Source organism: Hephaestia sp. MAHUQ-44, assembly GCF_023806085.1.
In the GTDB taxonomy this organism is placed as follows: domain Bacteria; phylum Pseudomonadota; class Alphaproteobacteria; order Sphingomonadales; family Sphingomonadaceae; genus Sphingomonas.
In genome coordinates this window covers 57342-82680 of record NZ_JAMSLX010000011.1, presented here as the reverse complement: position 1 = coordinate 82680, position 25339 = coordinate 57342, and the positions used below count along the sequence as shown (strand labels likewise).

Below are 25339 nucleotides of genomic sequence, written 5' to 3'. Positions count from 1 at the left end.
ACGAGCCGCCCCGCGATTGGATGCATGGGGCGCGGGCCGGAGCGCCGCTGTATGATCGCGCCGTTCGTCATCGCCGCGCTCGCCGCGATCGCGGTGCTGATCGCGTGGAAGCGCACCCGCCGCGAGCAACCGATTCCGCGCCTCGTCGTGCTGCTGGCCGTCGCCATCGTCGTGCTGGCCGGGGTGGGCGTGCTGTTCACCGCAAGGAGCCACTGATGCGCCCGCGCTTGCTCGCCTTGCCGCTCTTTGCCGCCCTCGCCGCCTGCGCTGCGCAGGTCACGACCGCCGTCGCCCCCACCGCGCCGGGCTTTCTGCTCGGCGTCTGGCACGGCTTCATCTTCCCCGTCGCATGGGTCTTGTCGTTGTTCATGTCCGATGTCGCGATCTATGCCGTCCCCAACAACGGCGGCTGGTACGATTTCGGCTATTTCATCGGGATCGCCTTCCTGGGGATCGGCGCGCGCAAGGGCGGCGCGACCGTCTACGTCCGCACGAGGCACCCCCGATGACCATCGCCATTTTCATTGCTCCCCCAATCATCATGGGGCTGACCGCGGCCGCGGCGGCGGCGGCCACCGCCTATGTCGTCACGCGCCCGGTGGTGACCGAGCAGGGTGTCTACGCGCGGCGGCTGATCGGCACGATGCTGGCGGCGCTCGCGCTCATCCTCGGCATCTTCGCCTTCGCCTTGCTGTCGTTCGAGGGCGTCGGATGACGAGTGCCCCCCGCCTCATGCCTTCGGGCACCCTTTCACCCGTTTCATCTCGCAAGGAGTAAGCTCCATGTCACTCACCGAAGCCCGCAAGCAGTACAAGCCCTTCGAATATCCCTGGGCCTATGATTTCTGGAAGCGCCAGCAGCAGATCCACTGGATGCCCGAGGAAGTGCCGCTGGGCGAGGATTGCCGCGATTGGGCCCAGAAGCTGACCGATCACGAGCGCAACCTGCTGACGCAGATTTTCCGCTTCTTCACCCAGGCCGATATCGAGGTGCAGGATTGCTACCACGACAAATACGGCCGCGTGTTCAAGCCGACCGAGATCAAGATGATGCTCGCCGCTTTCTCCAACATGGAGACGGTGCACATCGCCGCGTACAGCCACCTGCTCGATACGATCGGCATGCCCGAGAGCGAATATGGCGCCTTCCTCGATTATGCCGAGATGAAGGACAAGCACGATTATCTGCAGCGTTTCACCGTCGATACTGATGAGGATATCGCGCGCACGCTGGCGATGTTCGGCGGCTTCACCGAGGGGCTACAGCTCTTCGCCAGCTTCGCGATGCTGATGAACTTCCCGCGCTTCAACAAGATGAAGGGCATGGGCCAGATCATCAGCTGGAGCGTGCGCGACGAGAGCCTGCACTGCGAGGGCATCATCAAGCTGTTCCACGCCTTCTGCAAGGAACGCGATTGCCTGACCCGCGCGGTGAAGGACGACATTCTCGATCAGTGCCAGACGACGGTGCGGCTCGAGGATGCGTTCATCGACCTTGCGTTCGAAATGGGCCCGGTGCCCGGCATGACGCCCAAGGAAATCAAGAAGTACATCCGCTACATCGCCGATTGGCGGCTGAACCAGCTCGGTCTCAAGCCGATCTACATGATCGACGAGCACCCCCTGCCCTGGCTCGCCCCGCTGCTCAACGGCGTCGAGCACGCCAATTTCTTCGAACAGCGCGCCACCGAATATTCCAAGGCCGCCACGCGCGGCAATTGGAACGAGGTATGGGACAGCTTCGACAAGCGCCAGAAAGCCAACCACGCCAAGGCCGCGAACGAAGACGGCGAAGCGCCGCAGGATATGTTCGACAAGGCGGGGATTGCGGCGGAGTAAGGCGCGTCGCGCAGCGGATTAGCGCAAGCTAATCCGCGCTCCCGGCCGGCCGCGCCAAGCGCCGACCGACGGCATGGGATTTACTCACATTAGACAAAGATCAAGAGGAGAAGAGGAAATGGCAAGAGTCCGCGAACGAGAGTTAGTCATTCCAGCGCTGATCGCTGCCAGAGATGCAGGAGGGACCATCTCTATGCCGAAACTAATTACGGAACTTGAGGCATTATTTAAACCAGATGGAATAGACGCAGAGATATTGAACGATCGCAACGACACGCATTTTAGCCAGAAGGTACGAAATCTAGTTTCCCATCGAGACACAACTACAAGCATGTTCACGAAAGGCTATGCCACATATCATGCCTCTACAGAGGAGATTACGATAACCGACACCGGGGTAAAATTTCTCGATCAAGTACCGACTGCATAACGGGATTTGTAGCCAGGCTTGAACCATTTCAGTTCAGTCCCGTTCGCGGCTTCTTTGTCCCAAACGAACCAAGCATAAGCGGTAGTCCCCGAGCCTTTTTTTACTGCCCCGGCAGGATAAAAGGTTATCCGCTCGCTAAAAACCCATACTCGAGAAGGTGGCGTATCGGAGAAAATCGTCCGCTGCCGATTGGCGCCTTCGAGAAAAGCAAGTCGGAGCAAGAAAGCAAACTTCTTCTCGGCTGAGCGAAGCCCAGCCCGCACGAATCCTTCAGCCGCGTTATAAGGTGGATTCGTTATTATATTTGATGATTGACGCTCGCCTTCCAAGAAATCGACTCCATCGTCTCCATACCCTCGGTCATAGAGATCCGAGCTACTGACTGGATTGCCCGTTAATTTCAACACTTCTGACATAGCGCCGTTACCGCACGCACTTTCCCAAATCTCGCCGACGAACTTTTCGTTGTCGATCAGTGCATGAGTTGCCCACGGAGGCGTTGGAAAGAAATCAGGGCCATTGAGATCAGCAAAACGTTTCAGGGTAGGCTTAAACCCCCCGTTGAGATTGTAGGTTATGTCCATCAATAAAGTGTATCAGAATCAATCTGTTAGTCAACATCGCGCTAAGTGACTCTAGAGATTCAACTTTCCATGCAACACCGCGACGGGCACCTTCAATTCTCCGTTAACGATGGTCCAGAGAGCCTGTTTAAGTACCCGCTTCCAGCTTCGTTTACGCCTGAAAGCACTCGCGCCTATGCCACGCAAGGTAACGCACATGCGGCCGATGGGCGTCAGAAACCGGCAACCGCGCCTTGCGATCACCGTAAATCAGCTTCGACACGCCCTCGATATCGTTGATCTTACGCGAGAGTAGGATTTCCCCCTCGTCGCTCAGGGTGATCAGCCCGCGATCGAACATCCAGTGCACCGTGCCCGAAAGTGCGATCCCGTTATTAACCACATCAGGCCCACCGGCTCCCACGCTCATGATATGCGCGGCCTGTGCCTCAGCTCTACCGCCGCCATTGATCAACTTCATTCCTGTCAACGCGCACCGACAATCGTATACGTCAAGAACACGCTTGCGAAACTGCCGATCCCGGACCGTGCGGCTGACCAGCATGGTCGCTCTGTCGATAGGTCCTTCCCACTCAAAACGTTCCTCGCGAACCATGCTTGATGACGGCTCGTGGTCGTCGATCCTGGGTAGAAGGTCGTCCTCATCAACCAACCCAAGATCGACGATCCGATTGAAGTCTTCATCTGAGATTGTCCGAATGGACTGAATAGCACGCCCATTGTTCAAACGCCCGTCGGGGTTCAGAAGCCCACGCTCGACCGCCCGACCGTCCAATTGAAAAGGCACGTCGCGCCCGAACTCCAGATAGGAGCCGGGCTCGATGAGCCCCAGATACATATCCTCATTCGCCGGATCGGATACGATCCTATCGAACTTAGCGACCGCGTAATACCCACGTCGGCCTGCACGTCTGGGCTCTTGATAGATGATCCAATTACCCAGAATCTTTGAGGCATTTGCCCTCCATCGCTCCGGGAAGCGGTAAAAGCGCTCCGGCTCATCCTGATAGATCGAATGCGATCCAATCACGAAAATGCCTTTGCTCGCTCCGTTTCGAAATGAATCGAGTGCAGCCCCTCTCCAGCGGTAGGTGCCCTGATCAAGAAACTCGATCAGCCCGGTGTCGCGCAACTGCTGCAATTCACGGCTCAAGGTCTGATGCGGTGTGGCTCCGGCAGACCCGGTATCTGCTACAATGGCATCAAGCTGGGAATCGATCAGTGCTTGCCGCGTGAATATGCCTGAGCCGGTTTCTGCCACGTGGCGACGGACGGCATTTGTTACCGCTTCGAACCAACTTCTACCGGCCACCGATTGCCCCCGCTTATGATCCCATATCCTAATCCGATGAAAAAACCCGGCAAGCGCGTCATTTCATCCCACTGCCTCCATTGCGGCCGCGGCGAGATTTCACACAACGCATAATGACGGCGCCTTCAATTATGCACTTGGCCAACACAAAACGTCGTTCAACGAGTGGGATGTATCGGAGCCGAAACCGAAAGTGCAATCATCCCAGCCGGGATAATACCCTCAGCACCACGGCGCGCGCCGTCCGCCCCATTCGCGGGCCAGCCCTTCGTCCACCAGCACCGCGCCCAGCGATTGACCGTCGCGCTCGACGATCCTGAGCTTGCGGCCATAGCGATCGGTATCGCGGTCGGCCGTCACCAGCGTGAACGGCCCGGCGTTGAGCAGCGCCTGCAACCGCACGGTCGCCGCATGGCCCAGCCGCCTCTCCTCGGCGCAGCGCGGCGGATGCGTTTCGGGGGCGTCGATATCGGCCACGCGCACCTTCTCGCCGTCGATCCAGAACGTATCGCCATCGACCACGCAATTGGTGCCGCCGCCGGTGAAGCATCGCCCGAAATGCCGCGCCGGCATCGCCGTGCCCGCGCCCCTCAGTGTCACCAGCGCGCGCGCCGCCGTCGCGGCCCGATCGGCCGTCGTCGCCACCGTGCCCAGCGCCTGCCCGGCGCGCTCGGGCGCCGCAATCACCAGCCCCAGCGCAATCCCGCCCGCCATCATCAGCGCAACATCGCGCACTCCCAGCGCACCCCACTGCCCGCGCCGCCGATACCGCCGCGCCCGCTTGCGATGGAATTCGGGTTCGTACTTCATCACGCTCCTGCCCCCGCCATCATGCGGTGCCGCCATCACCAAATCGTTGACGGCGCGCTGCAGGTCAGCGCCCAACCGAGTCCGTTTCGGGCCGGGCTGCCGGAATCGTGTCCATCATGGCGCTATTGCCGGGTGTGCCGCCGGGGTTGACGCACCGCGCCTGCTCCCGTCCGCGCGCGGATCGTCTATTCGACCATCGTCGCATTGCCGACGAAGCCCAGCCGCGTGACCCCGGCGCGCTTCACATCGGCGAGGACACGGGCGAACCGATCGTAACGGGCATCGGGATCGGTGCGCATGACGAGTTCGTTCGCCGGATCGGCCCTCTGCACCGCAAGCCGGCCGATCAGCGCCGCATCGCTCGCCGGCGCACCATCGAGCGTCAGGCCGCCGTCGCGCGCGATCGCCAGTTCGTGCGTCACGCGGTCAGCGACGGCGACCGGCCCCGGCTGCGGCAGGTCGATCGGCACCTCGTGCATCATCGTCGGGATGGTGAGGATCATCATCACGAGCAGCACCAGCAGCACGTCGATCAGCGGGGTGATATTGATCGCAAACACCGGCACGGGCTCGGCCGGGGCGGCGAAAACGGGACGATGACGCATATCAAGGCCTCCCGACAATGTAATGTGATACCATCACGCAATTGATGACGCGTCAAGCCCCGCACTCGTTCGGCCGCCCCTTCGGCGCGATCAGCCATATCGGCACATAGATATGTCCTACAAACGCCTATTAGGTTATATCGGTACGGCGCCAGGCTTGAAGGAACGATCATGGCTCATTCGCGACCGCACGAACCCGTCCGTGCCCCTGTGCCGAGCGCCTGCATCGTTACAGGCGGACCGCTACGGGCGCGCAGGGCGTGGCGCCGGGGCATGCCTACCCCCTTGCAACTGTCAACTTTGTCAACTTCGCGCGGCCCCGACGCGGCTGACCGCGCGACAACGGTTGTCGACATGCTGCGTGCAAGCGGGATGGCATATACTCAGGCATGTCGCCGCGCGGCGTCGTTCTCGGGCGCCCTTTTCAGGCGCGCATCCGCGATTCGCTACCCGTATCGCCGACAGCGCGCGCGACCCGGCTGGTGCCGGTCGCGCGATGTCCGCAAGCCGGTCCGGCGCACAATGAAGCGTGCCGGACCGACCCCCCAGAAACGCCTGCCCGCAAGGGCAGACGCAAGCGGCGTGACGCCGATCTTCCGTTTGGCGCGGAAATGGCCGTTACGCAACCGTCTTGACGTCGTTCGGCGCCGGGCGCGCGACGATTTCAGCGCCGCGCCGGCCCTGCCGGGGCCGTGGTGATGGTCCGCACCACCGGGGGTCGCGCGGGAATCGTGACCGTGGTTTCGGTCTGCGGCGGATAATAATAGCCATTGGCAAACACGCCCCCGCAATCGCCCACGCACCGCGTCACCACCTGCGCGGGATAGCGGGCGTCATCGGGCTGCACCGCGACGCGCGGCGCGGCGTGGTAACCGTCGTCATAGGCCGGATCGTCATACCCCCGATCGTCATCGCCCCAATCCATGTCGCCACGGTGATCGCGGACTTGCCCCGCGCGGTCGATCAGCACCGCATCGTCATAGTAACGCGACCAGACATAGCCGCGCGGCGGCCGCGGCAGCCCGTAATCGGCCCAGTCCCACACCGTCCACGATGGCGACAGCCAATAAGGCGGCAGCACATCGCCGCGCACCGGCTGGCGATACGCCGTCCAGCCGCCGGGCGCGCCCGCACCGCCATACCAGCGATCCTCAATCGCACCGCCCCAGCGCTGGCCGGCGCCGTTCCAATGCCACGAACCACCACGCTCGCCACGCCACTCGCCGTGGGTTTGGGGGCCATGAATCTGGCCGCTGCCCTGCCAATGACCCACACCGCGATGGCCGTGATGTTGCGCCAGGGCAGGCGTCGCGAGCATCGCCGCCGATGCCGCCATTGCGATCAGGAATCCGCGCATATCGCCTCTTTATCGCTGCTATCGTGCCTCGATATCTAGCATTTCGGCGCTGGAGCGGAAAGTTGGCCGAGTCCCGATTTGGGTCAGGAAAGCCGCGTTGCCAGCAGCGCGCCGATCGCCTCGCACCCCGCCGCATCCTCGGCATCGAACCGGCCGACATGCGGACTATCGAGATCGAGCACCCCGATCAGCCGCGCGCCCGCGACGATCGGCACCACCAGTTCGGACGCGCTCGCCGAATCGCACGCGATATGCCCCGCAAAGGCGTTGACGTCCTCGACCAATTGCGTCGTCCGGCTTGCCGCGGCGGTGCCGCACACCCCGCTGCCGATCGCGATCCGGATGCATGCCGCCTTGCCCTGGAACGGCCCGAGCACCAGTTCATCGCCAACAAGACGATAGAAACCCGCCCAATTGAGATCAGGCAGGAATTGCCAGATGACGGCAGCCGCATTGGCCATGTTGGCGATCGCATCGGGCTCGTCGGCGGTGAGCGCGTCGATCGCGCTCAGCAGGTCACGATAAAGCTCCGTCTTCGAGCCGGCGGTGACATCGAAATGGTACATCGTACTTCCTATAACCGCACCGGCCCGCTCCCCACCCTAATCCAGCCGCACCCGGCCGCGCCCGGCCTTGATCGCGCTGCGATTTTTCTTGGCGTCGACGCGCCGCGCCTTGACCGCGCGACTCACCTTGGTGGGGCGCCGCTTGACCGGGCGTTCATGCGCCTTGGCGAGCAGTTCGACAATCCGCGCGCGGGCATCGGCACGGTTGGCCTCTTGCGTGCGAAAACGCCGCGCGGTGATCACCAGATCGCCCGCGCCGGTCATCCGGCTCCCCGCGAGCGTCTTCAGCCGCCGATAGACGTCGGGTGCGAGCCCCAGTTGGAACACATCGACGCGCAACTGGCACGCCGTCGCCACCTTGTTGACATTCTGCCCGCCGGGCCCGGTCGAGGCCAGGAACCGTTCTTCGATCGCATCCTCGGGGATCGCGATCTCAGCCATCGAACCCCGCCGCGCGGAACCGGTCGGGAAACGGCGCGACCGCATCGATCGGCGGCTTGCCGTCGCGAGCGATGACAAGCTGCGCCGCGTGCAGCAGGAACGGCGCGCGCGCGCTGCCCCGCCCGCCCTTGCCGTACACCGGATCGCCCACCACGGGCACGCCCAGTCCTTCGGCGGCGTGGACGCGGATCTGGTGGGTACGCCCCGTCTCGGGCATGAACTCGACCAGCGTGCGTGCGTCCCTGGTCTCGATCACCCGCCAGCGCGTGCGCGAGGGCTTGCCGTTGCGCGCGCCCGTCATCCGCCAGCCTTGCTCGGCGCTGCTGATCTTGACGAGCGCGAGATCGATCAGGCCTTCCGCGCCGTCGGGCACACCCTCGAGCACCGCGAGATAGCGTTTTTCGACGCGCCCTTCCTCGAACGCGCGCTGGAACCGCTTATGCGCCTTGGGGTTGCGCGCGAGCAGCAGGCAGCCCGAGGTGTCGCGATCGAGCCGATGCACTGCCTGCGGCCAGCGTTTGAACCCGAAGGTCAGGCTTTCGAGATGGTTTTCGAGGCTGATCGATCCGTCACGCGGCGGATCGACGGGCAGGCCCGACGGCTTGTCGAGGACGATGGCCTCGCCATCGAGAAAAATCACGCGGTCGCTGAGCATGGTCGCGCTCTTGCCACCAAGCGGTGCCGCATGCCAGAGCCGCCGCGTCTCGCAGGACACGAATAATGCCGCTCCGCTTCGCTTTCACCGCCGTCACGCTGATCGCGGCCGCCCCCGCTCTCGCGGGGCAGGCCGCGCCGCCACGACTCTATGGCCATCTCGCCTATCCCGATGCCGATCCGACAACGCTCGTCGAGGCCCCAACGGGGTTCGCGGTGCGCGGGCGCTGCCTGCTGCGCCCCGAAGTGTTGCCCGATCTGACTGCACTGATCGCCGCGGCACAGGCCGCGGGGGTGCCGGGGACAGTGCAGGCCGCATCCTGCTATCGCTCGGCGGCGCACCAAAATGCGGTATTCTGTGCCACCGATCCCGAAGGCCAACCGCGCTGCAACGAGCCCGCGCGCCGCGCGATGAGTGTCGCCCCGCCCGGCCATAGCGAGCATTCGACCGGCTTCGCGATCGATTTCACCACCCGGCCGTCGCCCGGTTGCGACGATGTCGAATATTGTTTCGATCGCACCCCGCTCGGCCAATGGCTGCTCGCGCACGCGACCGATTACGGCTTTGAACTCTCGTTCCCGTGGAAGAACAGCCAGAGCGTGACGTGGGAACCATGGCATTGGCGCTGGGTGGGCCGATCGGCGACCGAACCCGGTGCGCGCGCGGCACGGATGCTGTTCACCACCGCCCGCGCCGACTTTCCCGCCAAGCCACGCCTGCCCAATCTGGTCGTGCGCGTCGTTTCGCAGCCGCCGGTGCCCGAAACGGATTGAGCCGCCGTTTGCCCCGAGCCTGTCGAAGGGGGCCGTTCTTGCTTCCCAGCCTGAGCGCGCGGGAGAACGGTGCTTCGACAGGCCCGGCACGAACGGATCGACGAGGCAGACCGGCCCCTGATCAGGCCGCGAGCTTGACCGCCATCTCGGCGATCCTTTTGCCCTGATAGCGCGCACCGCCGAGGTCGATCTCGCTCGGCTGGCGGCTGCCGTCGCCGTCGGCGATCGTCGAGGCGCCATAAGGCGTGCTGCCATGGACTTCCTTGACGCCCTGCTGGCCCGCATAACCGTAATCGAGGCCGACCACCGCGAGCCCGAAATGGAGCATGTTGGTGATGATCGAGAACAGCGTCGTCTCCTGCCCGCCATGCTGGGTCGCGGTCGAGGTGAACGCGCCGCCGATCTTGCCGTTGAGCTTGCCCGACGCCCACAGCCCGCCGGCGGTATCGAGGAACGCCGCCATCTGGCTCGGCATCCGGCCGAAGCGCGTCGGCGCGCCGATGATGATCGCATCGTAAACGGCGAGCGCATTGACGCTCTCGATCACCGGATGCGCGGTATCGGCCTTGAACCCGGCTGCGGCGACGACCGCGGCAGGCGCGGTTTCGGGCACGCGGCGGATGTCCACCTCCGCCCCGCCGGCGCGTGCGCCCTCGGCAACGGCATCGGCCATCTGCTCGATATGGCCGTAGGACGAATAATAGAGGACGAGAACCTTGGTCATGGGGGATTCCTTTTGATGTGATGGCCCGTCACCCCGGCGCAACCGGGGTGACGGGTGTGGTGTGGGTTATTCGGCGTCGACGAGGACGATTTCGGCATCGTCGATCGCGGTGATGGTGACGGTCTGGCCGCCCGACAGCGCCGCACCGTCGCGCGCCGCGAAGCGCACGCCGTCGATCTCGATCGCGCCGGTTGCAGGGACGAGATAGGCATGCCGCCCCTCACCGACGCTATGCGTCAGGCTCTCGCCCGCCTTGATCGTCGCGCCCAGCACGCGGGCATCGGCACGGATCGGCAGGGCGCCTTCGTCGCCTTCGAACCCGCTCGCCAACGTCACGAACTGACCCGAGCGATCGGCCTTGGGGAAAGGCTTGGCGCCCCAGGACGGGCTGCCGCCCTGTCGTCTGGGCTCGATCCAGATCTGGAACAGCGTCGTCGTCTCGCCTTCGAGATTATATTCGGCGTGACGCACCCCGGTGCCCGCGCTCATCACCTGCACGTCGCCCGCCGCGGTGCGGCCCTGATTGCCCATCGAATCCTGGTGCGTGATCGCGCCGGTGCGAACATAGGTGATGATCTCCATGTCACGGTGGGGATGCGGCGGAAAACCCGAATTGGGGCCGATCTCATCGTCATTCCACACCCGGATCGCGCCCCAGCCCATCCGGTTGGGATCGTAATAATCGGCGAAGGAAAAATGGTGGCGCGCGTTGAGCCAGCCGTGATCGGCGTGGCCGAGACTCTCGAAACTGCGTTTCTCGATCATGTTCCTATCTCCCGAAGGATTGCTTGACCCCAAGATAGGGCGCATGATCGAAGCGTAAATCGAAACGTTAGAAACGGATTGTTTCTGGAATGCGGCTACCCGATTTCGAAGCCTGGGCAATCTTCGCCACTGTGGTCGAGCAACGCTCGTTCAGCGGCGCGGCCGAGGCGATCGGTCTTTCCAAGGCGACCGTCTCGAAGGCGGTATCGCGGCTCGAGACGCAACTCGGCACCAGCCTGTTCCACCGCACCTCGCGACGGCTGACGCTCACCGAAAGCGGCAAGGCGCTCGCCGATCATGCGCGCCGCATCGTCGCCGAGGGCGTGGCCGCCGAAGAAGCCGCGCGCGACAGCGCGACGCTGCCCGCCGGGCTGGTCCGCGTCGCCGCACCGATGACCTTCGGCATGGCCTATCTCGCCCCCGCCATCGCCGAATTCCTCGCCGCGCATCCCGACATCGAAATCGATCTCAACCTCTCCGACGCCAGGGTGGATATCGTCGCCGAGGGGTTCGACATCGCGCTGCGCATCGCCGATCTGCCCGATTCATCGCTGCGCGCGCGCCGTCTGTGCGGAATCGCGGTGTATGTCGTCGCCGCACCTTCCTATCTCGCGCGCCACGGCCGCCCGACGCACCCGGCCCAGCTCGCCGAGCATGAATGTATCGGCTACACCAACGCCCCCGGCGCGACGTGGCGCTTCACCGGCCCCGACGGCGAGGAGGCCGCGGTACGGCCGACCGGGCGGCTGACGAGCAACAGCGGCGATGCCATGCTGCCGGCGCTGCGCGCCGGCCTGGGGATTGCACGGCTGCCCGATTTCATCGTCGACGCCGATATCGCCGCGGGCACCTTGGAAGCGATCCTTCCCGACTGGCGTCCGCCGCCGATCGCGCTCCACCTGATGACGCCGCCCAGCCCGCTCAGGCCCGCGCGCGTCGAGGCGCTGATCGATTTCCTTGCGGCGCGTTTTCGCGATTCCGCCCCGCGTGCCGCGTGATCGCCGCCCGCCCCCCCATCTTAGGAATTGGCCGCCGAACGCGGCGCCGGCGCACGCGGCGCTAACGATTCGCTAACCTCCTAAATGGCGCGACTCGCGCAATTCTGCGGATTAAGCCCAAATTAACCTTTTGCCTTCAGACCTTCTTTGGTTAATGAAGATGTCGAAACATGCTGAGCCGGTGGGTGGCTCATCGCGACGGCAACAAGGGGTAAGCGCATGCGCGTGCTGCTGATCGAAGACGAGCCAACAACGGCAAAGGCAATCGAGTTGATGCTCTCGGCCGAAGGGTTCAACGTCTACACCACCGATCTGGGCGAAGAAGGCCTCGATCTGGGCAAGCTCTACGATTACGACATCATCCTGCTCGATCTCAATCTGCCGGACATGCACGGCTATGACGTGCTCAAGAAGCTGCGCGTCGCGCGGGTGCAGACGCCGGTGCTGATCCTGTCGGGCGTCAGCGAGATGGATTCGAAGGTCCGCAGTTTCGGCTTCGGGGCCGACGATTACGTCACCAAGCCGTTCCACCGCGAAGAACTGGTCGCACGCATCCACGCCGTCGTCCGCCGCTCGAAGGGCCACAGCCAGTCGGTCATCAAGACCGGCAAGCTCGCGGTCAATCTCGACGCCAAGACGGTCGAGGTCGATGGCTCGCGCGTCCATCTGACCGGCAAGGAATATGCGATGCTCGAGTTGCTGAGCCTGCGCAAAGGCACCACGCTGACCAAGGAAATGTTCCTCAACCACCTCTATGGCGGGATGGACGAACCCGAACTCAAGATCATCGACGTCTTCATCTGCAAGCTCCGCAAGAAGCTGAGCATGGCGTGCGAAGGCGACAATTACATCGAAACCGTCTGGGGCCGCGGCTATGTGCTGCGCGAGCCCGAGGAAGAGAAGGCAGCGCAGGTGGCGGTCGCGTAACACCCGATCACCCGAGCTGGCGGCCGCGGTGTCGGGGGGCACCGCGGCCGCTTCTTTTTGTGGGAGAAGCGTCATGCCGGACTGGTTCCGGCATCCAACGAGCGACCGGACGCTAGCTCAACCGCTCCAGCCCCAACCCCACCGCAAGATCATTCCATTCCGGATTACCGCGCTCGATTAGATTGCACTTCCAGTCGCGCGGCCATTTCTTGATCGCCTTCTCGCGCGCGATGACGGTCTCCATCGTCTCGCCGACATCGTACCAGACGAGCATCTTGCAGCCATACCGCCTAGTAAAGCCGTCAAATGTCTCTTCGCGGTGCTGCATGACCCGGCCGACCAGATTGGAGGTCACGCCGACATAGAGCGTACCGAGATGGCCGCTCGCCATCATGTAAACGCAGGGCAGCCTTTCCCGCATGGCATCGGTGTGCGGCACGTTGGATGCCGGAACAAGTCCGGCATGACGTTAAGTGTAAATGGCTATTTCTTCTCCCACATCATCTTGCCGCCGACCCAGGTCTGTTCGACCTGCATGTTCCACAGTTCGCCCGCGGTCGCGAGCAGGGGATCGGCGTCGACGATGATGAAATCGGCCCAAAGCCCCGGCGCGAGGCGGCCGATCCGATCCTCGGCGAACCCGGCATAGGCGCCCCCCATCGTATAGGCACGCCACGCCTGTTCGCGGGTGATGCGTTCTTGCGGCTGCCACCCACCGAACGGCGCCCCCGATCCGTCAGCCCGCGTGAAGCCCGCGACCCAGCCATGGAAGGGGTTGAAATCGTCGTTGGGATAATCCGATCCGAACGCCAGCGGCACGTGGTTTTCGAGCATCGCGTGCCACGCATAGGCGCCCGCCAGCCGATCGGGGCCCAACCGCGCCTCGGCCATCGTCCGATCCGACAGTGCATGGATCGGCTGCATCGACGCGATGATGCTGCCCTGGGCAAAGCGGGAAAGATCGGCGGGATCGACGATCTGGGCGTGCTCGATCCGCCAGCGGCGATCGCCCTTATACGTATCCGACACCGCCTCGATCGCGTCGAGCGCCTCGGCATTGGCCTTGTCGCCGATCGCGTGGACCGCGACCTGGAAGCCATCCATCGCGGCGCGGCTCATCAGATTCTTGAGCTGGTCGTCGCTGAGCACGCACTGCCCGCGCTCCTTGGGCGCGTCGGCATAGGGCGCCTTGAGGCACGCCCCGCGCGATCCCAGCGCGCCGTCGGCGAACAGCTTGACCCCACCCATCCTGAGCTTGTCCTCGTACAGCCACGGCGAGGGCGCCCCGCCCGCCGCGCGGTTCGCGGTCCGGATGCTGTCGGCATAGCTCATGATGCGGATACGCAGCAGGTTCTTGTCGGCGACCCGGCGATAGACCAGCCAGTCGTCGAGCGTGGTGCGCATGTCGGCAGTGGCGGTGATGCCCCTGGCGAGCAGCAGTTGCTGCGCCTGGATGAACGCCATGTCGCGTTCGCGTGCGAGCGGCTGTGGCACCACCTTCAGGATCATCAGTCGCGCGGCATCGGTGAGGATACCGTTTTCGATCCGTCCGCCCGGCGGCGCCTTGGTCGCGGGCGTGATCCCCGCCGCCTTGAGCGCGGCGGCATTGACCCATACCGCATGGCTGTCGATCCGCGTCAGCGCGATCGGGCGGCCGCCCGCCAGGGCGTCGAGTTCGGCCGCGGTCGGGAAGCGGCCCAAGCCCCATTTCTCCTGATCCCAGCCGCCACCCAAAATCCATGCCCGCTCGGGATTGACCTCGGCATAGGCAGCGATCTTTGCCTGCGCCTCGGCCAGCGAGCGGGTGTCGGACAGGTCGAGTTCGACCGATCGGAACCCCAGATCCATGATGTGCCCGTGCGCGTCGACGAACCCCGGGAGCATCACCTTGCCATGCATGTCGGTGCGCCAGTCGAGCTTTTCGGGGCGCTTGTCCTTGCGGCCGAGCAACTTGGTGATCCGCCCGTCGGTCGTCATCAGCAACCCGGTGAAGCGGACGACCTCGCCATGTTCGTCGAGCGTGATACCGTTGACGTTATCGACCAGCGCATCGGCCGCCGCCGGCGTGGTCATCAGCAACGCCGCCAGCGCTGCCATCGATCGTGAGAACAGGATTTTCACTGGAGCTTTCACGGGGGCAATCTCCAGCGCGGCCGTCATCCGCGCGGTCTGAGTCAGCAACGCCGCATCGCATAAGGGGTGTTCCGCCGACGCGCCAGATGGTCTAGGCGAACCGCCTGCCTCCGTTCGTCCCCGCCTTTGATGGGGGTTGTCGAAGCACCGCCGGGCTCGTCGGCGGATCGGGGGACGCAATATGGCCCATCCAACGAGTTCGGGCCGACCGGAGTATCGAATGGCAACGCACGCGACCGCATCCGCCCCTGTCCTTCCCGTTTCGATCGAGGATGTGCGCGCCGCGCACCAGCGGATTGCCGACGCGATCGTGCGGACACCGACGCTGGTCAGCCGGACGCTGTCGGAGCTGACCGGCGCCAAGGTCTATCTCAAGTTCGAGAATCTGCAGTTCACCGCCGCCTATAAGGAGCGCGGGGCGCTCAACACCTTGCTCCAGCTCGACGCGGCGGCGCGCGCCAAGGGCGTGATCGCGGCGTCGGCGGGGAACCACGCGCAAGGCCTCGCCTATCATGCGCATCGCCTTGGCATCCCCTCGACGATCGTCATGCCCAGAACCACCCCGACGGTGAAGGTGACGCAGACCGAAGGCCATGGCGCAACCGTCATCCTCGAAGGCGATACGTTCGACGCCGCTTATGCCCATGCGCGCGCGCTCGAGGCCGAGCGCGGCTACACCTTCGTCCACCCGTTCGACGATCCGCGCACGATTGCGGGGCAAGGCACGACCGCGATCGAGATGCTCGAGGACGCGCCCGATATCGACACCTTCGTCACGCCGATCGGCGGCGGCGGGCTGATCTCGGGGATCGCGACGGTCGCGCGCGCCTGGCCGAAGGACATCGAGGTCGTCGGCGTCCAGGCCGAATTGTTCCCCTCGATGTACAACCGCATCAACGGCACCAGCATGGCGTGCGCGGGCGATACGCTGGCCGAAGGTATTGCGGTCAAGGAACCGGGTCAGCTCACCGGCCAGATGGTCGAGGCGCTGGTCGACGACATCGTGCTGGTCAGCGAGCGCAGCCTCGAAGAGGCCGTGAGCCTGTTGCTCCAGATCGAAAAGACCGTGGTCGAGGGCGCGGGCGCGGCGGGGCTCGCGGCGCTGCTCGCCTATCCGGAGCGTTTCAAGGGCAAGACCGTCGGCATCATCCTGTGCGGCGGCAATATCGACACCCGGCTGCTCGCCAACGTGCTGCTGCGCGATCTCGCGCGCTCGGGGCGGCTCGCACGACTGCGTATCCGGCTCCAGGATCAGCCCGGCGCGCTCTACAATGTCGCGCGGATCTTCGATCAGCAGCGCGCCAACATCATCGAAGTCTATCACCAGCGCGTGTTCACGACGCTGCCCGCCAAAGGCCTGATCACCGACATCGAGTGCGAAACGCGCGATGCCAAGCATCTCGACCGGCTGATCGAGGCACTGCGCACCGGCGGCTATGAGGTGAGCCAGGTCGAACTCGCCTGAGCGGTGTTTTTGTTTGAGAGCGGCAGTTTCGTTTGAGGACCGCACCGGCCCGCTCCCCCACCCCACCTCCCACTCAGTATACTGCCGTTGGGAGGTGGGGTGGGGGAGCGGGCCGGTGCGGATCTTCCACAAATACGACGTGGGGGAGCGGGCCGGTGCGGCTTCACCCACTACAAATACGTGACGAACGGAATCGTGCCTGCGGCGAAGCGAGTCGCGGGACTCTTTCCGCCGAGTCCCGCGCGAGCGTAAACTGGCTGGTGCGGGGTTAGTCACTATATCCGCAAGCTGCCGGGGGCATCTTTGGTGGCGGTTCGTGCGCGATCCTGGGCCTTCTTGGTGTTTTGGGTCGCAACCTGCCGGGATCGCGCATGGACTGCGCCGTCGGATCGCATCGCCACGCCTCGAGCGTGGCGGCTCCCGCGCATTCCCGTCTTTTCGATGAAAAACAGCGCGTTAACCTTCTTTCATGGTAAAGCGCCTTTTCATCACGATTCATCCGATTCATACTGGTGCCAAGACGAACGCTTTCGTCGACGACCAGAGGAACGCCCCCGTGACCGCTCCATTCCGATTTCCGCGGTTCTTCGTAACCAGCCCATCGCCCTGCCCCTATCTGCCGGGGCGGCAGGAACGGAAGGTGTTCACCGAACTTTCGGGCCCGCACGCTGCCGAATTGAACGATGCGTTGGGCCGGATCGGGTTTCGCCGCAGCCAGGCGGTCGCGTATCGCCCGAGTTGCGCAGGCTGCACCGCGTGCCAATCGGTGCGCGTCGTCGCCGACGAATTTCACCCGAACAGCACCCAGCGCCGCGTGCTGCGCCGCAACGCCGATCTCGACGTACGTGCCTGCCGCCCCTGGGCCACCGACGAGCAATTCGACCTGCTGCGCCGCTATCTCGCGGCCAGGCACCCCGGCGGCGGCATGGCGAGCATGGACGAGGGCGATTATGCCGACATGGTCGAGCAGAGCCCCGTCTCCTCGTTCGTGATCGAATATCGCGAGCCCGCGCCGGCGGGCGAGATCGGCCGGCTGGTCGGCGCCTGCCTCACCGATCGGCAGGCCGACGGTCTGTCGATGATCTACAGCTTCTTCGATCCCGCCCATGCCGAGCGCCACGGCCTCGGCAATTTCATCATCATGGATCACATCCTGCGCGCCCGCGCGGTGGCCCTGCCCTATATCTATCTCGGTTATTGGGTGAAGGGCTCGCGCAGCATGGAATATAAGACGCGCTATCGCCCGATCGAGGTGCTCGGGCCGCAGGGGTGGAAACTGCTGCCCGAGGATGAGGAAGCCCTGGCTCCCCGGCACGTCCGCGCGCGCGCGCCGGCCTGAGCGCAGCGCTCCAGCGTCGATCCGGTTCTGATCGAACTGTCTCGACGCTGAATTATCTTTTGTTTGCCGTTACTTCCGAGCCGCCAGATGCTTCCATCTGGCTCGAAATCACTCTATTCTACCAACCCGGTCAGCATCGCGGGCGTCAGCACCTGCGGCAGCACGCGGGGCTCGACAGCGCCCGGCGCGTAATACAGATAGAGCGGCACCCCGGCGCGATTGTGCGCCTGGATGAAGCGCCCGAGCGCGGGATCGCCATCGGTCCAGTCGCCCACCAGCACCGCGACATCGTGCCGCGCGAAGGCATCGCCTACGCTGCCGGTCTCGATCGCGACCTTTTCGTTGACCTTGCACGTCAGGCACCAATCGGCGGTGAAATAGGCAAAGACCGGTCGCCCGGCGTCGCGCAGCGCCGCCAGCCGCGCCTCGCTGAACGGCTCGGCCCCCGCGACCGGCACACTCGCCTGATGCGGCAGCCGCGTCACCGCCGCCGCCCCCACCGCGCCAACCCCAACCAGCGCGACCGCGGCCAGCACACCGCCCGCGAGCCCGCGCGCCTGCCGCCGCCCCGCAAGCCACAGCAGCCCGCCCAATAGCAGCGCCGCGATCACCCCGAGCACCACACCGGCATTGCCCGCCTGGCGCGACAACACCCACAGCAACGCCAGCGCGGTCAGCGCCATCGGCACGCTCAGCACGCGCTCGAAAGTTTGCATCCACGCCCCCGGTTTGGGCAATATCCGCCGCAGCGCCGGCACGAACCCGAGCAGCAGGAACGGCAGCGCCAGCCCCAGCCCCAACCCGGCGAACACCGCCAGTGCGGCTCCTGTCGGCAGTACCAGCGCCGCGCCCAGCGCCGCGCCCATGAACGGCCCGGTGCACGGAGTCGCGACGAACGCCGCCAACACCCCGGTCAGGAATGCCCCGCCGCTCCCCGCCGCGCGGTTGACAAAACGCGGCGTCGGGATCTGGAAAACCCCGGCGAGGTTGAGCGCGATCGCCAGCGCGAGCACGAACAGCACCACGATCATCCGTGGATCCTGCAACTGGAACGCCCAGCCGATCGCCGATCCCCCCGCCCTCAGCCCAAGGATGATCGCGCCCAGCGCCACGCAGGTCAGCACCACGCCCGCCGTATAGGCCACCCCCTCGCGCCGCGCGTGTCGCTCGTCGATCCCGGCGCGCGCGAGGCTGAGCGCCTTGAGGCTCAGGATCGGAAACACGCACGGCATGATGTTGAGGATCAGCCCGCCCAGCACCGCGCCCAGAAACGCCAGCAGCGCGGCATTGACGCCGCCCGCTCCGGCGTCGACCGAGGCCACCATACCCGCCGTTGCCGTCAAGCTCAGCCCGCGGTCGGGCCCGATCCGCAGCACGCCCTCAAGGCTTTCCGCACGGGCATCGCCGCTCGCCTTGGTTTCGATCACCACCCGGTCGCCGTCGCGCGACACCCTCTGCGGTGCAGCATAAGCGACCACGTCCGGCGTGATCGCAAAGAAATGCGCATCACCCAGCGGCGCCGTCGCCGGATAGGGCACCGCGATCCGCACCCGGCCTTCGGCAACCTGATAGGTCGCGGGCGACCCGATCGGCTTGGGGATCGCCTGCCGCCAGCCATCGAAGCGCGCGCGGACCCCCGGATCGATCGCACCGTCGCCGATCGTCAAATTGGTCGCCAGATCGGCTGCCTCGGGCACACAGATCTGATCGGTGCACACCAGATAATTGGTGTGCAGCCCGATCTGCAGCGCGGTTCCCGGCGCGAGAGCGGCGGGAATCGACAGCGTCACCAGCGCCGCATAGGGTTTCTCGAACACATGGTTCATCAGCCCGGCGATCAGCAGCGTCTGTGGCATCGGATAGACGGGCGCGCTCGCGGTGACGCCCGCGGGCAATGTCCAGTCGAGCCTGGCCGGAAAGCCTGCATCGCCGGGATTCTGCCAATAACCGTGCCAGCCCGGCTGCGGCCGGGCATCGATCGCGAGCGTCACCTCGCTGCCTGCCGCAGGGGTCGTGGTTTCGGCGACAAGCTGCATCGCCAGATGCGGCCCCGACGGATCGGGCGCAAGCTGGGCATGCGCCGCCGTCACGCCGAGGAGCAGCGCGAGCCATGTCACCAACCAGAAACGTACCGCGTGCAATGGACTTCCTTGCCTCGAAAGCGTCGCTGCTCAATAGCGGGGACGCAGCCTGATCCATAGGGGAAGCCCGTGAAGAAATCGCTTGTCTCGATCGCCGCACTAGCGTTTAGCGCCGCCGCCATGCCCGGCCTCGCCCAAAAGGCGCCGCAGACGGCCGCAGCTCCGGCGATGGCAACCGCGCCCAAATTACTCGTCGTCATCTCGGTCGATCAACTGTCGGCCGATCTGTTCGCCGAATATCGCAACCGCTTTACCGGCGGCTTTGCACGCCTGCTCGACGGCGCGGTGTTCCCCGCCGGCTATCAAAGCCATGCCGCGACGGTTACCTGCGTCGGCCATGCGACGATCCTCACCGGCATGCGCCCGTCGCGCACCGGGATCATCGCCAACGACTGGATCGATTTCGCCTCGCCGCTCGACGACAAGAAGATTTACTGCGTCGAGGACGAAAGCGTCCCCGGCAGCACGCACAAAAACTACACCGTCAGCCCCGATCACCTGATGGTGCCGACGCTCGGCGAGCGGATGAAGACGGCGAACCCGGCAACGCGCGTCGTTTCGGTCGCGGGCAAGGATCGCTCGGCGGTGCTGATGGGCGGCCACAAGGTCGATGAGATGTGGTGGTGGGATCGCGACAGCTTCGTCACCTATGCTGGCCGCGCCACGCCCCCGGTGGTCGCGCGCACCAATCAGGCGGTGGCCGCCGAGATCGCGCGCGCGCAACCGGCGCTCGCGCTGCCCGATTACTGCCGCGCCAAGGATCGCGCGATCCCGCTGGGGGCCAACAAGACCGTGGGCACCGGCCGCTTCGCGCGCGCCGCGGGCGATGCGAGTGCGTTCGGTGACTCCCCCGCCAAGGATGGCGCGACGCTGGCGCTCGCCGCGGGGCTGATCCAGGCGATGCAGCTCGGCAAGGGCCCGCAGACCGACATTATCGACATCGGCGCCTCGGTTTCCGATCATGTCGGCCACAAATACGGCACCGAGGGCACCGAAATGTGCCTTCAACTCACCTCGCTCGATCGCGATCTGGGCGATTTCTTCACGCAACTCGACGCGATGGGGATCGATTATGCCGTCGCGCTGACCGCCGACCATGGCGGCAACGACCTTCCCGAGCGCCAGCGCGAGCAGGCGATGCCGATGGCCGAACGCCTGGCCGCGAGCTTCAATCCCGACACGATCGGCAAGGCGGTAGCGGCGACGCTGGGTCTGTCGGGCAAGCCGCTCGCCTATGAAAGCGGCAATTTCTATGTGACGCCCGACGTCCCCGCCGCCAAAAAGCAGGCCGTCATCGCCGAAACGAAGAAAGTATTGCTCGCGCAGCCGCAAGTCGCCGCGGTGTTCACGGGCGCCGAAATCGCCGCCTCGCCCGACCCCGCCGGCCCGCCCGATATCTGGCCGCTCATCATGCGCGCCAAGGCGTCCTATTACCCCGGCCGCTCGGGCGACCTCATCGTCGCACTCAAGCCGCTCGTGACCCCGATCGCCGATCCGACGCGCGGTTCGGTCGCGACCCACGGCAGCTTCTGGGATTACGATCGCCGCGTGCCGATCCTGTTCTGGCGCAGGGGGATGACCGGGTTCGAGCAGCCGCACGCGATCGAAACGGTGGATATCGCCCCCACGCTGGCCGCGCTCGCGCATGTCGCCACCGGCGCCCCCGCGATGGACGGCCGCTGCCTCGATCTCGATGCGGGGCCGGGGAGCACGTGTCCTTGAGCAAGCGCGGCCTTTATCGCCGCTCGAACCGCCGCACGCCCTGCCCCAGCCGGTTGTCCGCGACCGTGATCGTATCGCCGCTGAGATCGGCGACAAACGCGGGGCTGCGCTCGACCCCCGGCGCCAACCGCGCGTCATTGTCGCGCACCATTAGCCCATCGGCCGAAAAATCGTGCGCCTCGGCGGCGACGACGATGAAGCCCGACCAATTCTCTTTGTCGCGCCCCTGGACAAAGGTGTTGTTCGCGATCAGCCCGGTCGCGCCATTGGGCAGGTCGATCATGTAATTGGTCTTGTGGCCGCGACTGTCGTCGAAGCTGTTGTCGGTGATCGAGACGCGGGGGCTGCGCAGCTTGACGTAATGCCCACCCTGCCCGCGCTCGAAGCGCGAATTGGTGATCGTCACCGAGCCGCGGTTGGCCAGATAGATCGCATGTGCGCAATCGGTCGCCGCGTCGCATGTGCCCAGCCCCGAAAAGGTCGACCGGTCGATCACGATCCGCTGCCCGCTCGGCTCGCCGCCGAGGATGCCTTCCTGGCTGTCGAGGAACATCGCGTTGCGCACGGTGAGGTCGCCCATCTCGGTGCGGATACCCGCACCATTGCCGTCGTCCACCGCGATGTTGCGGAACACCAGCCCGTCGACGGTCGCGCTCTGCCCGCGCAGCACGAACGCCGCCTTGCCCTCGCAGGCGGTGCCGTCGAAGATCACAGTGCCGGGCTGGGCCGCCTTGAAGGTGATCCGCCCGCCCGCCTGCACGGTACATTGATGATAGACCCCCGGCGCGATCAGGATCGTCGCGGTCCCCATCCGCACCGATTGCACCGCATCGTCGATGTCGTGGAAGGTCTGGCCGGTTTCGGCGATCGTGAACGGCGCACCGTTCTGAGCGGCGGCGGGGGCGGCAAGCAGCAACAGGGCGATGGGGGCGAGGCGCATGGGGGAATCCTTTCGCACGCACGCTGCGCGCCGCCGCGCGCGCGCGAAAGGCCGATTGAAGGTTAATCGGCGCCGTCAGACCGCCGAAACCTTTATTCCGCGCGCATTTGTCCCGGATCGGGGCGTTCGCCCACCGCCATCGCGCCGATTATTCGAGGTTCGGCCGCAGCCAGCGCTTCGCCTGATCGAGGCTGACCCCGCGCCGCACCGAATAATCCTCCACCTGATCCTCGCCGATCCGCGCAACCCCGAAATATTCGGCCTGCGCATGGCCGATATAGAAGCCAGAGACCGCCGCGGTGGGCACCATCGCGAAATGGTCGGTCAATTCGATCCCGGTCGCCGCCTCGGCGCCCATCAGATCGAACAGGATGCGCTTCTTGCTGTGATCGGGGCAGGCGGGATAACCCGGCGCGGGGCGGATGCCGCGATATTGCTCGCGGATCAGCGCGTCATTGTCGAGCTGCTCGCCCTCGGCATAGCCCCACAATTCGGTGCGGACATGCTGGTGCAGCCGCTCGGCGAACGCCTCGGCAAAGCGATCCGCGAGCGCCTTCAGCAGAATGCTCGAATAATCGTCATGGTCGGCGTGGAAGCGTGTCAGATGCGCCTCGATCCCATGCCCCGCGGTCACCGCAAAACCGCCGATCCAGTCGCCTGCGGGATCGATGAAATCGGTCAGGCACATATTGGCCCGCCCCTCGCGCTTGGCGATCTGCTGGCGCAGGAACGGGATACGGATATCGCGCGGGCCATCGGCGGTCTGCTCGGTCACCACAACGTCGTCGATCTCGCGGCGGCACGGCCACAAGCCGACGACGGCCTTGGCGGTCAGCCACTTCTCGTTGACCACGCGATCGAGCATCGCCTGCGCGTCCTGCCACAGGTTGCGGGCGCTCTCGCCCACCACCGCGTCGTCGAGGATCGCGGGATAGGTGCCCGCTAGTTCCCATGAGCGGAAGAACGGCGTCCAGTCGATATATTCACGCAGATCGGCCAAATCCCAATCGTCGAACACATGCAGACCGGGCTGTTTGGGCGCGGGCGCCTTGAGCGCCATATCGGCGGTGAAACCGCGCGCGCGCGCTTCCTCGATCGGCAGCAGCGGGTTCTGCCCCTTGCCTTCGCGCGCCTTGCGGATCGCGTCATATTCCTCGGCGATCTTGATGACATAGGGATCGCACTGGGTGTCGCTGACCAATGTCGAGGCGACGCCCACCGCGCGGCTCGCATCGAGCACATGCACCACCGGCCCCGTATAGGCCGGCGCGATCCGCAGCGCGGTATGCACCTTGGAGGTGGTCGCGCCGCCGATCAGGAGCGGCATCGTCATCTCGGCGCGCGTCATTTCCTCAGCGACCGTCACCATCTCGTCGAGCGACGGGGTGATCAGCCCCGACAGGCCGATCATATCGGCGTCATTGTCGTTGGCCGCCTTCAGGATATCGCTCCACGGCACCATCACCCCGAGGTCGATCACCTCGAAGCCGTTGCACTGGAGCACGACGCCGACGATGTTCTTGCCGATATCGTGCACGTCGCCCTTGACGGTCGCCATCACGATCTTGCCCTTGCCGCGCGCGCCGGGCTCCTTCTCGGCCTCGATGAAGGGCAGCAGATGCGCCACCGCCTTCTTCATCACCCGCGCCGATTTGACCACCTGCGGCAGGAACATCTTGCCCGATCCGAACAGGTCGCCGACGACGTTCATCCCGTCCATCAACGGCCCCTCGATCACCTCGATCGGGCGCGGATGCTGGAGCCGCGCTTCCTCGGTATCCTCGACGACGAACGCGTCGATGCCCTTCACCAGCGCGTGTTCGAGCCGCTTGTTGACATCCCAATCGCGCCATTCGGCCGCCTGCTTGTCGGCCACCGGATCGCTGCCACGATAGCGTTCGGCAAGCGCGACCAGCCGCTCGCCCGCGTCAGGATCGCGGTTGAGCACGACATCCTCGCACGCGGTGCGCAATTCGGGGTCGATATCGTCGTAAATATCGAGCTGCCCGGCATTGACGATCGCCATGTCGAGCCCGGCCGGGATCGCATGGTACAGGAACACCGAATGCATCGCGCGGCGCACCGTCTCATTGCCGCGGAACGAAAAACTCAGGTTCGACAGCCCGCCCGAAATGTGGACGTGCGGCAACCGCGCCTTGATCTCCTTGCACGCCTCGATGAAATCGACGGCGTAATTATTGTGCTCCTCGATCCCCGTCGCGACCGCGAAGATATTGGGATCGAAGATGATATCCTCGGGCGGGAAACCGATGCCGGTGAGCAGCCTGTACGCGCGCTCGCAAATCTCGACCTTGCGCGCCTTGGTGTCGGCCTGCCCGGTCTCGTCGAACGCCATCACCACCACCGCGGCGCCGTACGCCATCACCAGCCGCGCGTGCGCGAGAAACTCCTCCTCGCCTTCCTTCATGCTGATCGAATTGACGATCGGCTTGCCCGAGACGCACTTCAGCCCGGCCTCGATCACGCTCCATTTCGAGCTGTCGATCATCACCGGAACGCGCGCGATATCGGGCTCGGCCGCGATCAGCTTCAAGAAGATCGTCATCGCCTCTACCGAATCGAGCAGGCCTTCGTCCATATTGACGTCGATCACCTGCGCGCCGTTCTCGACCTGATCGCGCGCGACCTCGACCGCGGCCGGGTAATCGCCCGCCATGATCAGTTTCTTGAACCGGGCCGACCCGGTGACGTTGGTGCGCTCGCCGATATTGACGAACGCGGACGAGGCATTGGTGGTCTTGGTCATGGGTTCTTCTTCCCCCCTCCCACAGGCGGGAGGGGTCGGGGGAGGGA

At 65.0% G+C, this 25339-nt stretch carries 26 protein-coding genes; 11 read left to right on the top strand and 15 right to left on the bottom strand.

Going from position 1 to position 25339, the window contains the following annotated elements; translation table 11 throughout:
• Nucleotides 1-51 precede the first annotated feature (51 nt).
• From NFE57_RS12410 to NFE57_RS12390, 5 genes are all read left to right on the top strand, one after another.
• Nucleotides 52-216: a hypothetical protein gene (locus NFE57_RS12410; protein ID WP_252135898.1), complete on the top strand. Its 165-nt coding sequence runs from the start codon at nucleotides 52-54 to the stop codon at nucleotides 214-216.
• Complete coding sequence (locus NFE57_RS12405; protein WP_252135897.1) at nucleotides 216-509, top strand: hypothetical protein; 294 nt, start codon at nucleotides 216-218, stop codon at nucleotides 507-509. Before NFE57_RS12410 ends, NFE57_RS12405 begins: the two co-directional genes overlap by 1 nt.
• Nucleotides 506-715, top strand: coding sequence for a hypothetical protein (locus NFE57_RS12400; protein WP_252135896.1), 210 nt, complete (start codon nucleotides 506-508; stop codon nucleotides 713-715). The genes NFE57_RS12405 and NFE57_RS12400 overlap by 4 nt, the downstream gene beginning before the upstream one ends.
• A gap of 67 nt (nucleotides 716-782) precedes the next feature.
• A complete protein-coding gene (locus NFE57_RS12395; RefSeq protein ID WP_252135895.1) occupies nucleotides 783-1838 on the top strand; it encodes a ribonucleotide-diphosphate reductase subunit beta in 1056 nt (351 codons plus the stop codon).
• Nucleotides 1839-1956: 118 nt separating this feature from the next.
• Nucleotides 1957-2268 (top strand): hypothetical protein, encoded by a 312-nt coding sequence (locus NFE57_RS12390; RefSeq protein ID WP_252135894.1) that lies wholly within the window; start codon nucleotides 1957-1959, stop codon nucleotides 2266-2268.
• Here NFE57_RS12390 and NFE57_RS12385 read toward each other — a convergent pair.
• From NFE57_RS12385 to NFE57_RS12350, 8 genes are all read right to left on the bottom strand, one after another.
• Nucleotides 2250-2852 carry a hypothetical protein gene (locus NFE57_RS12385; protein WP_252135893.1) on the bottom strand — a complete coding sequence of 201 codons (603 nt, stop codon included), beginning with the start codon at nucleotides 2850-2852 and terminating at the stop codon, nucleotides 2250-2252. The two genes, NFE57_RS12390 and NFE57_RS12385, sit on opposite strands and share 19 nt — an antisense overlap.
• Nucleotides 2853-3003: 151 nt before the next feature.
• On the bottom strand, nucleotides 3004-4164 hold the full coding sequence (locus NFE57_RS12380; RefSeq protein ID WP_252135892.1) for an HNH endonuclease: 1161 nt from the start codon (nucleotides 4162-4164) through the stop codon (nucleotides 3004-3006).
• 222 nt (nucleotides 4165-4386) lie between these two features.
• The gene (locus tag NFE57_RS12375; protein WP_252135891.1) at nucleotides 4387-5010 is read right to left on the bottom strand and encodes a thermonuclease family protein; all 624 of its coding nucleotides are present in this window, start codon (nucleotides 5008-5010) and stop codon (nucleotides 4387-4389) included.
• A 149-nt stretch (nucleotides 5011-5159) separates the two neighbouring features.
• Nucleotides 5160-5579 (bottom strand): ExbD/TolR family protein, encoded by a 420-nt coding sequence (locus NFE57_RS12370; protein ID WP_252135890.1) that lies wholly within the window; start codon nucleotides 5577-5579, stop codon nucleotides 5160-5162.
• 664 nt (nucleotides 5580-6243) lie between these two features.
• The gene (locus tag NFE57_RS12365; protein WP_252135889.1) at nucleotides 6244-6936 is read right to left on the bottom strand and encodes an RcnB family protein; all 693 of its coding nucleotides are present in this window, start codon (nucleotides 6934-6936) and stop codon (nucleotides 6244-6246) included.
• A gap of 83 nt (nucleotides 6937-7019) precedes the next feature.
• Complete coding sequence (gene msrC / locus NFE57_RS12360; RefSeq protein ID WP_252135888.1) at nucleotides 7020-7502, bottom strand: free L-methionine (R)-S-oxide reductase MsrC; 483 nt, start codon at nucleotides 7500-7502, stop codon at nucleotides 7020-7022.
• Nucleotides 7503-7538: 36 nt separating this feature from the next.
• Complete coding sequence (gene arfB, locus NFE57_RS12355; protein ID WP_252135887.1) at nucleotides 7539-7943, bottom strand: alternative ribosome rescue aminoacyl-tRNA hydrolase ArfB; 405 nt, start codon at nucleotides 7941-7943, stop codon at nucleotides 7539-7541.
• Nucleotides 7936-8598: an RluA family pseudouridine synthase gene (locus NFE57_RS12350; protein ID WP_252135886.1), complete on the bottom strand. Its 663-nt coding sequence runs from the start codon at nucleotides 8596-8598 to the stop codon at nucleotides 7936-7938. The genes arfB and NFE57_RS12350 overlap by 8 nt, the downstream gene beginning before the upstream one ends.
• Nucleotides 8599-8663: 65 nt before the next feature.
• On the opposite strand from NFE57_RS12350, the gene NFE57_RS12345 reads away from it, so the two are divergent.
• Nucleotides 8664-9371 (top strand): M15 family metallopeptidase, encoded by a 708-nt coding sequence (locus NFE57_RS12345; protein WP_252135885.1) that lies wholly within the window; start codon nucleotides 8664-8666, stop codon nucleotides 9369-9371.
• Between the two features lie 121 nt (nucleotides 9372-9492).
• Here the strand turns inward: NFE57_RS12345 and wrbA are convergent, their stop codons facing one another.
• A complete protein-coding gene (wrbA, locus tag NFE57_RS12340; RefSeq protein WP_252135884.1) occupies nucleotides 9493-10095 on the bottom strand; it encodes an NAD(P)H:quinone oxidoreductase in 603 nt (200 codons plus the stop codon).
• Nucleotides 10096-10161: 66 nt separating this feature from the next.
• Entirely contained in the window at nucleotides 10162-10860 is a 699-nt protein-coding gene (locus NFE57_RS12335) for a pirin family protein (RefSeq protein ID WP_252135883.1), read from the bottom strand.
• A gap of 89 nt (nucleotides 10861-10949) precedes the next feature.
• On the opposite strand from NFE57_RS12335, the gene NFE57_RS12330 reads away from it, so the two are divergent.
• Nucleotides 10950-11858, top strand: a complete 909-nt coding sequence (locus tag NFE57_RS12330) for a LysR family transcriptional regulator (protein WP_252135882.1) — start codon at nucleotides 10950-10952, stop codon at nucleotides 11856-11858.
• Between the two features lie 219 nt (nucleotides 11859-12077).
• On the top strand, nucleotides 12078-12785 hold the full coding sequence (gene ctrA / locus NFE57_RS12325) for a response regulator transcription factor CtrA (RefSeq protein WP_252135881.1): 708 nt from the start codon (nucleotides 12078-12080) through the stop codon (nucleotides 12783-12785).
• A 112-nt stretch (nucleotides 12786-12897) separates the two neighbouring features.
• Here ctrA and NFE57_RS12320 read toward each other — a convergent pair whose 3' ends face one another.
• Nucleotides 12898-13179 carry a GIY-YIG nuclease family protein gene (locus NFE57_RS12320; RefSeq protein ID WP_252135880.1) on the bottom strand — a complete coding sequence of 94 codons (282 nt, stop codon included), beginning with the start codon at nucleotides 13177-13179 and terminating at the stop codon, nucleotides 12898-12900.
• Nucleotides 13180-13268: 89 nt separating this feature from the next.
• Complete coding sequence (locus NFE57_RS12315; RefSeq protein ID WP_252135945.1) at nucleotides 13269-14882, bottom strand: amidohydrolase; 1614 nt, start codon at nucleotides 14880-14882, stop codon at nucleotides 13269-13271.
• Nucleotides 14883-15138: 256 nt separating this feature from the next.
• On the opposite strand from NFE57_RS12315, the gene NFE57_RS12310 reads away from it, so the two are divergent.
• Together NFE57_RS12310 and NFE57_RS12305 are read left to right on the top strand one after the other, a co-directional pair.
• Nucleotides 15139-16383, top strand: a complete 1245-nt coding sequence (locus NFE57_RS12310) for a threonine ammonia-lyase (RefSeq protein WP_252135879.1) — start codon at nucleotides 15139-15141, stop codon at nucleotides 16381-16383.
• A gap of 556 nt (nucleotides 16384-16939) precedes the next feature.
• Nucleotides 16940-17722, top strand: coding sequence for an arginyltransferase (locus tag NFE57_RS12305; protein WP_252135878.1), 783 nt, complete (start codon nucleotides 16940-16942; stop codon nucleotides 17720-17722).
• 113 nt (nucleotides 17723-17835) lie between these two features.
• On the opposite strand, the gene NFE57_RS12300 is transcribed toward NFE57_RS12305, so the two are convergent.
• Entirely contained in the window at nucleotides 17836-19863 is a 2028-nt protein-coding gene (locus tag NFE57_RS12300; protein WP_252135877.1) for a protein-disulfide reductase DsbD family protein, read from the bottom strand.
• A 120-nt stretch (nucleotides 19864-19983) separates the two neighbouring features.
• Here NFE57_RS12300 and NFE57_RS12295 point away from each other — a divergent pair, with 120 nt between their 5' ends.
• A complete protein-coding gene (locus NFE57_RS12295) occupies nucleotides 19984-21585 on the top strand; it encodes an alkaline phosphatase family protein (protein WP_252135944.1) in 1602 nt (533 codons plus the stop codon).
• Nucleotides 21586-21598: 13 nt separating this feature from the next.
• Here NFE57_RS12295 and NFE57_RS12290 read toward each other — a convergent pair whose 3' ends face one another.
• Entirely contained in the window at nucleotides 21599-22525 is a 927-nt protein-coding gene (locus tag NFE57_RS12290) for a right-handed parallel beta-helix repeat-containing protein (RefSeq protein WP_252135876.1), read from the bottom strand.
• A gap of 148 nt (nucleotides 22526-22673) precedes the next feature.
• Nucleotides 22674-25292, bottom strand: a complete 2619-nt coding sequence (metH, locus tag NFE57_RS12285; RefSeq protein ID WP_252135875.1) for a methionine synthase — start codon at nucleotides 25290-25292, stop codon at nucleotides 22674-22676.
• Nucleotides 25293-25339: the final 47 nt, after the last annotated feature.

Excerpts from the sequence above, each read along its gene's own strand:
- NFE57_RS12295 (WP_252135944.1), top strand. The coding sequence starts at position 19,984 with ATGCCCGGCCTCGCCCAAAAGGCGCCGCAGACGGCCGCAGCTCCGGCG.
- metH (WP_252135875.1), bottom strand. The coding sequence starts at position 25,292 with ATGACCAAGACCACCAATGCCTCGTCCGCGTTCGTCAATATCGGCGAG.
- NFE57_RS12350 (WP_252135886.1), bottom strand. The coding sequence starts at position 8,598 with ATGCTCAGCGACCGCGTGATTTTTCTCGATGGCGAGGCCATCGTCCTC.
- NFE57_RS12390 (WP_252135894.1), top strand. The coding sequence starts at position 1,957 with ATGGCAAGAGTCCGCGAACGAGAGTTAGTCATTCCAGCGCTGATCGCT.
- NFE57_RS12370 (WP_252135890.1), bottom strand. The coding sequence starts at position 5,579 with ATGCGTCATCGTCCCGTTTTCGCCGCCCCGGCCGAGCCCGTGCCGGTG.
- NFE57_RS12330 (WP_252135882.1), top strand. The coding sequence starts at position 10,950 with ATGCGGCTACCCGATTTCGAAGCCTGGGCAATCTTCGCCACTGTGGTC.
- NFE57_RS12310 (WP_252135879.1), top strand. The coding sequence starts at position 15,139 with ATGGCAACGCACGCGACCGCATCCGCCCCTGTCCTTCCCGTTTCGATC.
- NFE57_RS12400 (WP_252135896.1), top strand. The coding sequence starts at position 506 with ATGACCATCGCCATTTTCATTGCTCCCCCAATCATCATGGGGCTGACC.
- NFE57_RS12290 (WP_252135876.1), bottom strand. The coding sequence starts at position 22,525 with ATGCGCCTCGCCCCCATCGCCCTGTTGCTGCTTGCCGCCCCCGCCGCC.
- NFE57_RS12335 (WP_252135883.1), bottom strand. The coding sequence starts at position 10,860 with ATGATCGAGAAACGCAGTTTCGAGAGTCTCGGCCACGCCGATCACGGC.
- wrbA (WP_252135884.1), bottom strand. The coding sequence starts at position 10,095 with ATGACCAAGGTTCTCGTCCTCTATTATTCGTCCTACGGCCATATCGAG.
- NFE57_RS12365 (WP_252135889.1), bottom strand. The coding sequence starts at position 6,936 with ATGCGCGGATTCCTGATCGCAATGGCGGCATCGGCGGCGATGCTCGCG.
- msrC (WP_252135888.1), bottom strand. The coding sequence starts at position 7,502 with ATGTACCATTTCGATGTCACCGCCGGCTCGAAGACGGAGCTTTATCGT.
- NFE57_RS12410 (WP_252135898.1), top strand. The coding sequence starts at position 52 with ATGATCGCGCCGTTCGTCATCGCCGCGCTCGCCGCGATCGCGGTGCTG.
- NFE57_RS12345 (WP_252135885.1), top strand. The coding sequence starts at position 8,664 with ATGCCGCTCCGCTTCGCTTTCACCGCCGTCACGCTGATCGCGGCCGCC.
- arfB (WP_252135887.1), bottom strand. The coding sequence starts at position 7,943 with ATGGCTGAGATCGCGATCCCCGAGGATGCGATCGAAGAACGGTTCCTG.
- NFE57_RS12385 (WP_252135893.1), bottom strand. The coding sequence starts at position 2,852 with ATGGACATAACCTACAATCTCAACGGGGGGTTTAAGCCTACCCTGAAA.
- NFE57_RS12405 (WP_252135897.1), top strand. The coding sequence starts at position 216 with ATGCGCCCGCGCTTGCTCGCCTTGCCGCTCTTTGCCGCCCTCGCCGCC.
- NFE57_RS12315 (WP_252135945.1), bottom strand. The coding sequence starts at position 14,882 with ATGGCAGCGCTGGCGGCGTTGCTGATGACCACGCCGGCGGCGGCCGAT.
- NFE57_RS12375 (WP_252135891.1), bottom strand. The coding sequence starts at position 5,010 with ATGGCGGCACCGCATGATGGCGGGGGCAGGAGCGTGATGAAGTACGAA.
- NFE57_RS12395 (WP_252135895.1), top strand. The coding sequence starts at position 783 with ATGTCACTCACCGAAGCCCGCAAGCAGTACAAGCCCTTCGAATATCCC.
- NFE57_RS12320 (WP_252135880.1), bottom strand. The coding sequence starts at position 13,179 with ATGATGGCGAGCGGCCATCTCGGTACGCTCTATGTCGGCGTGACCTCC.
- ctrA (WP_252135881.1), top strand. The coding sequence starts at position 12,078 with ATGCGCGTGCTGCTGATCGAAGACGAGCCAACAACGGCAAAGGCAATC.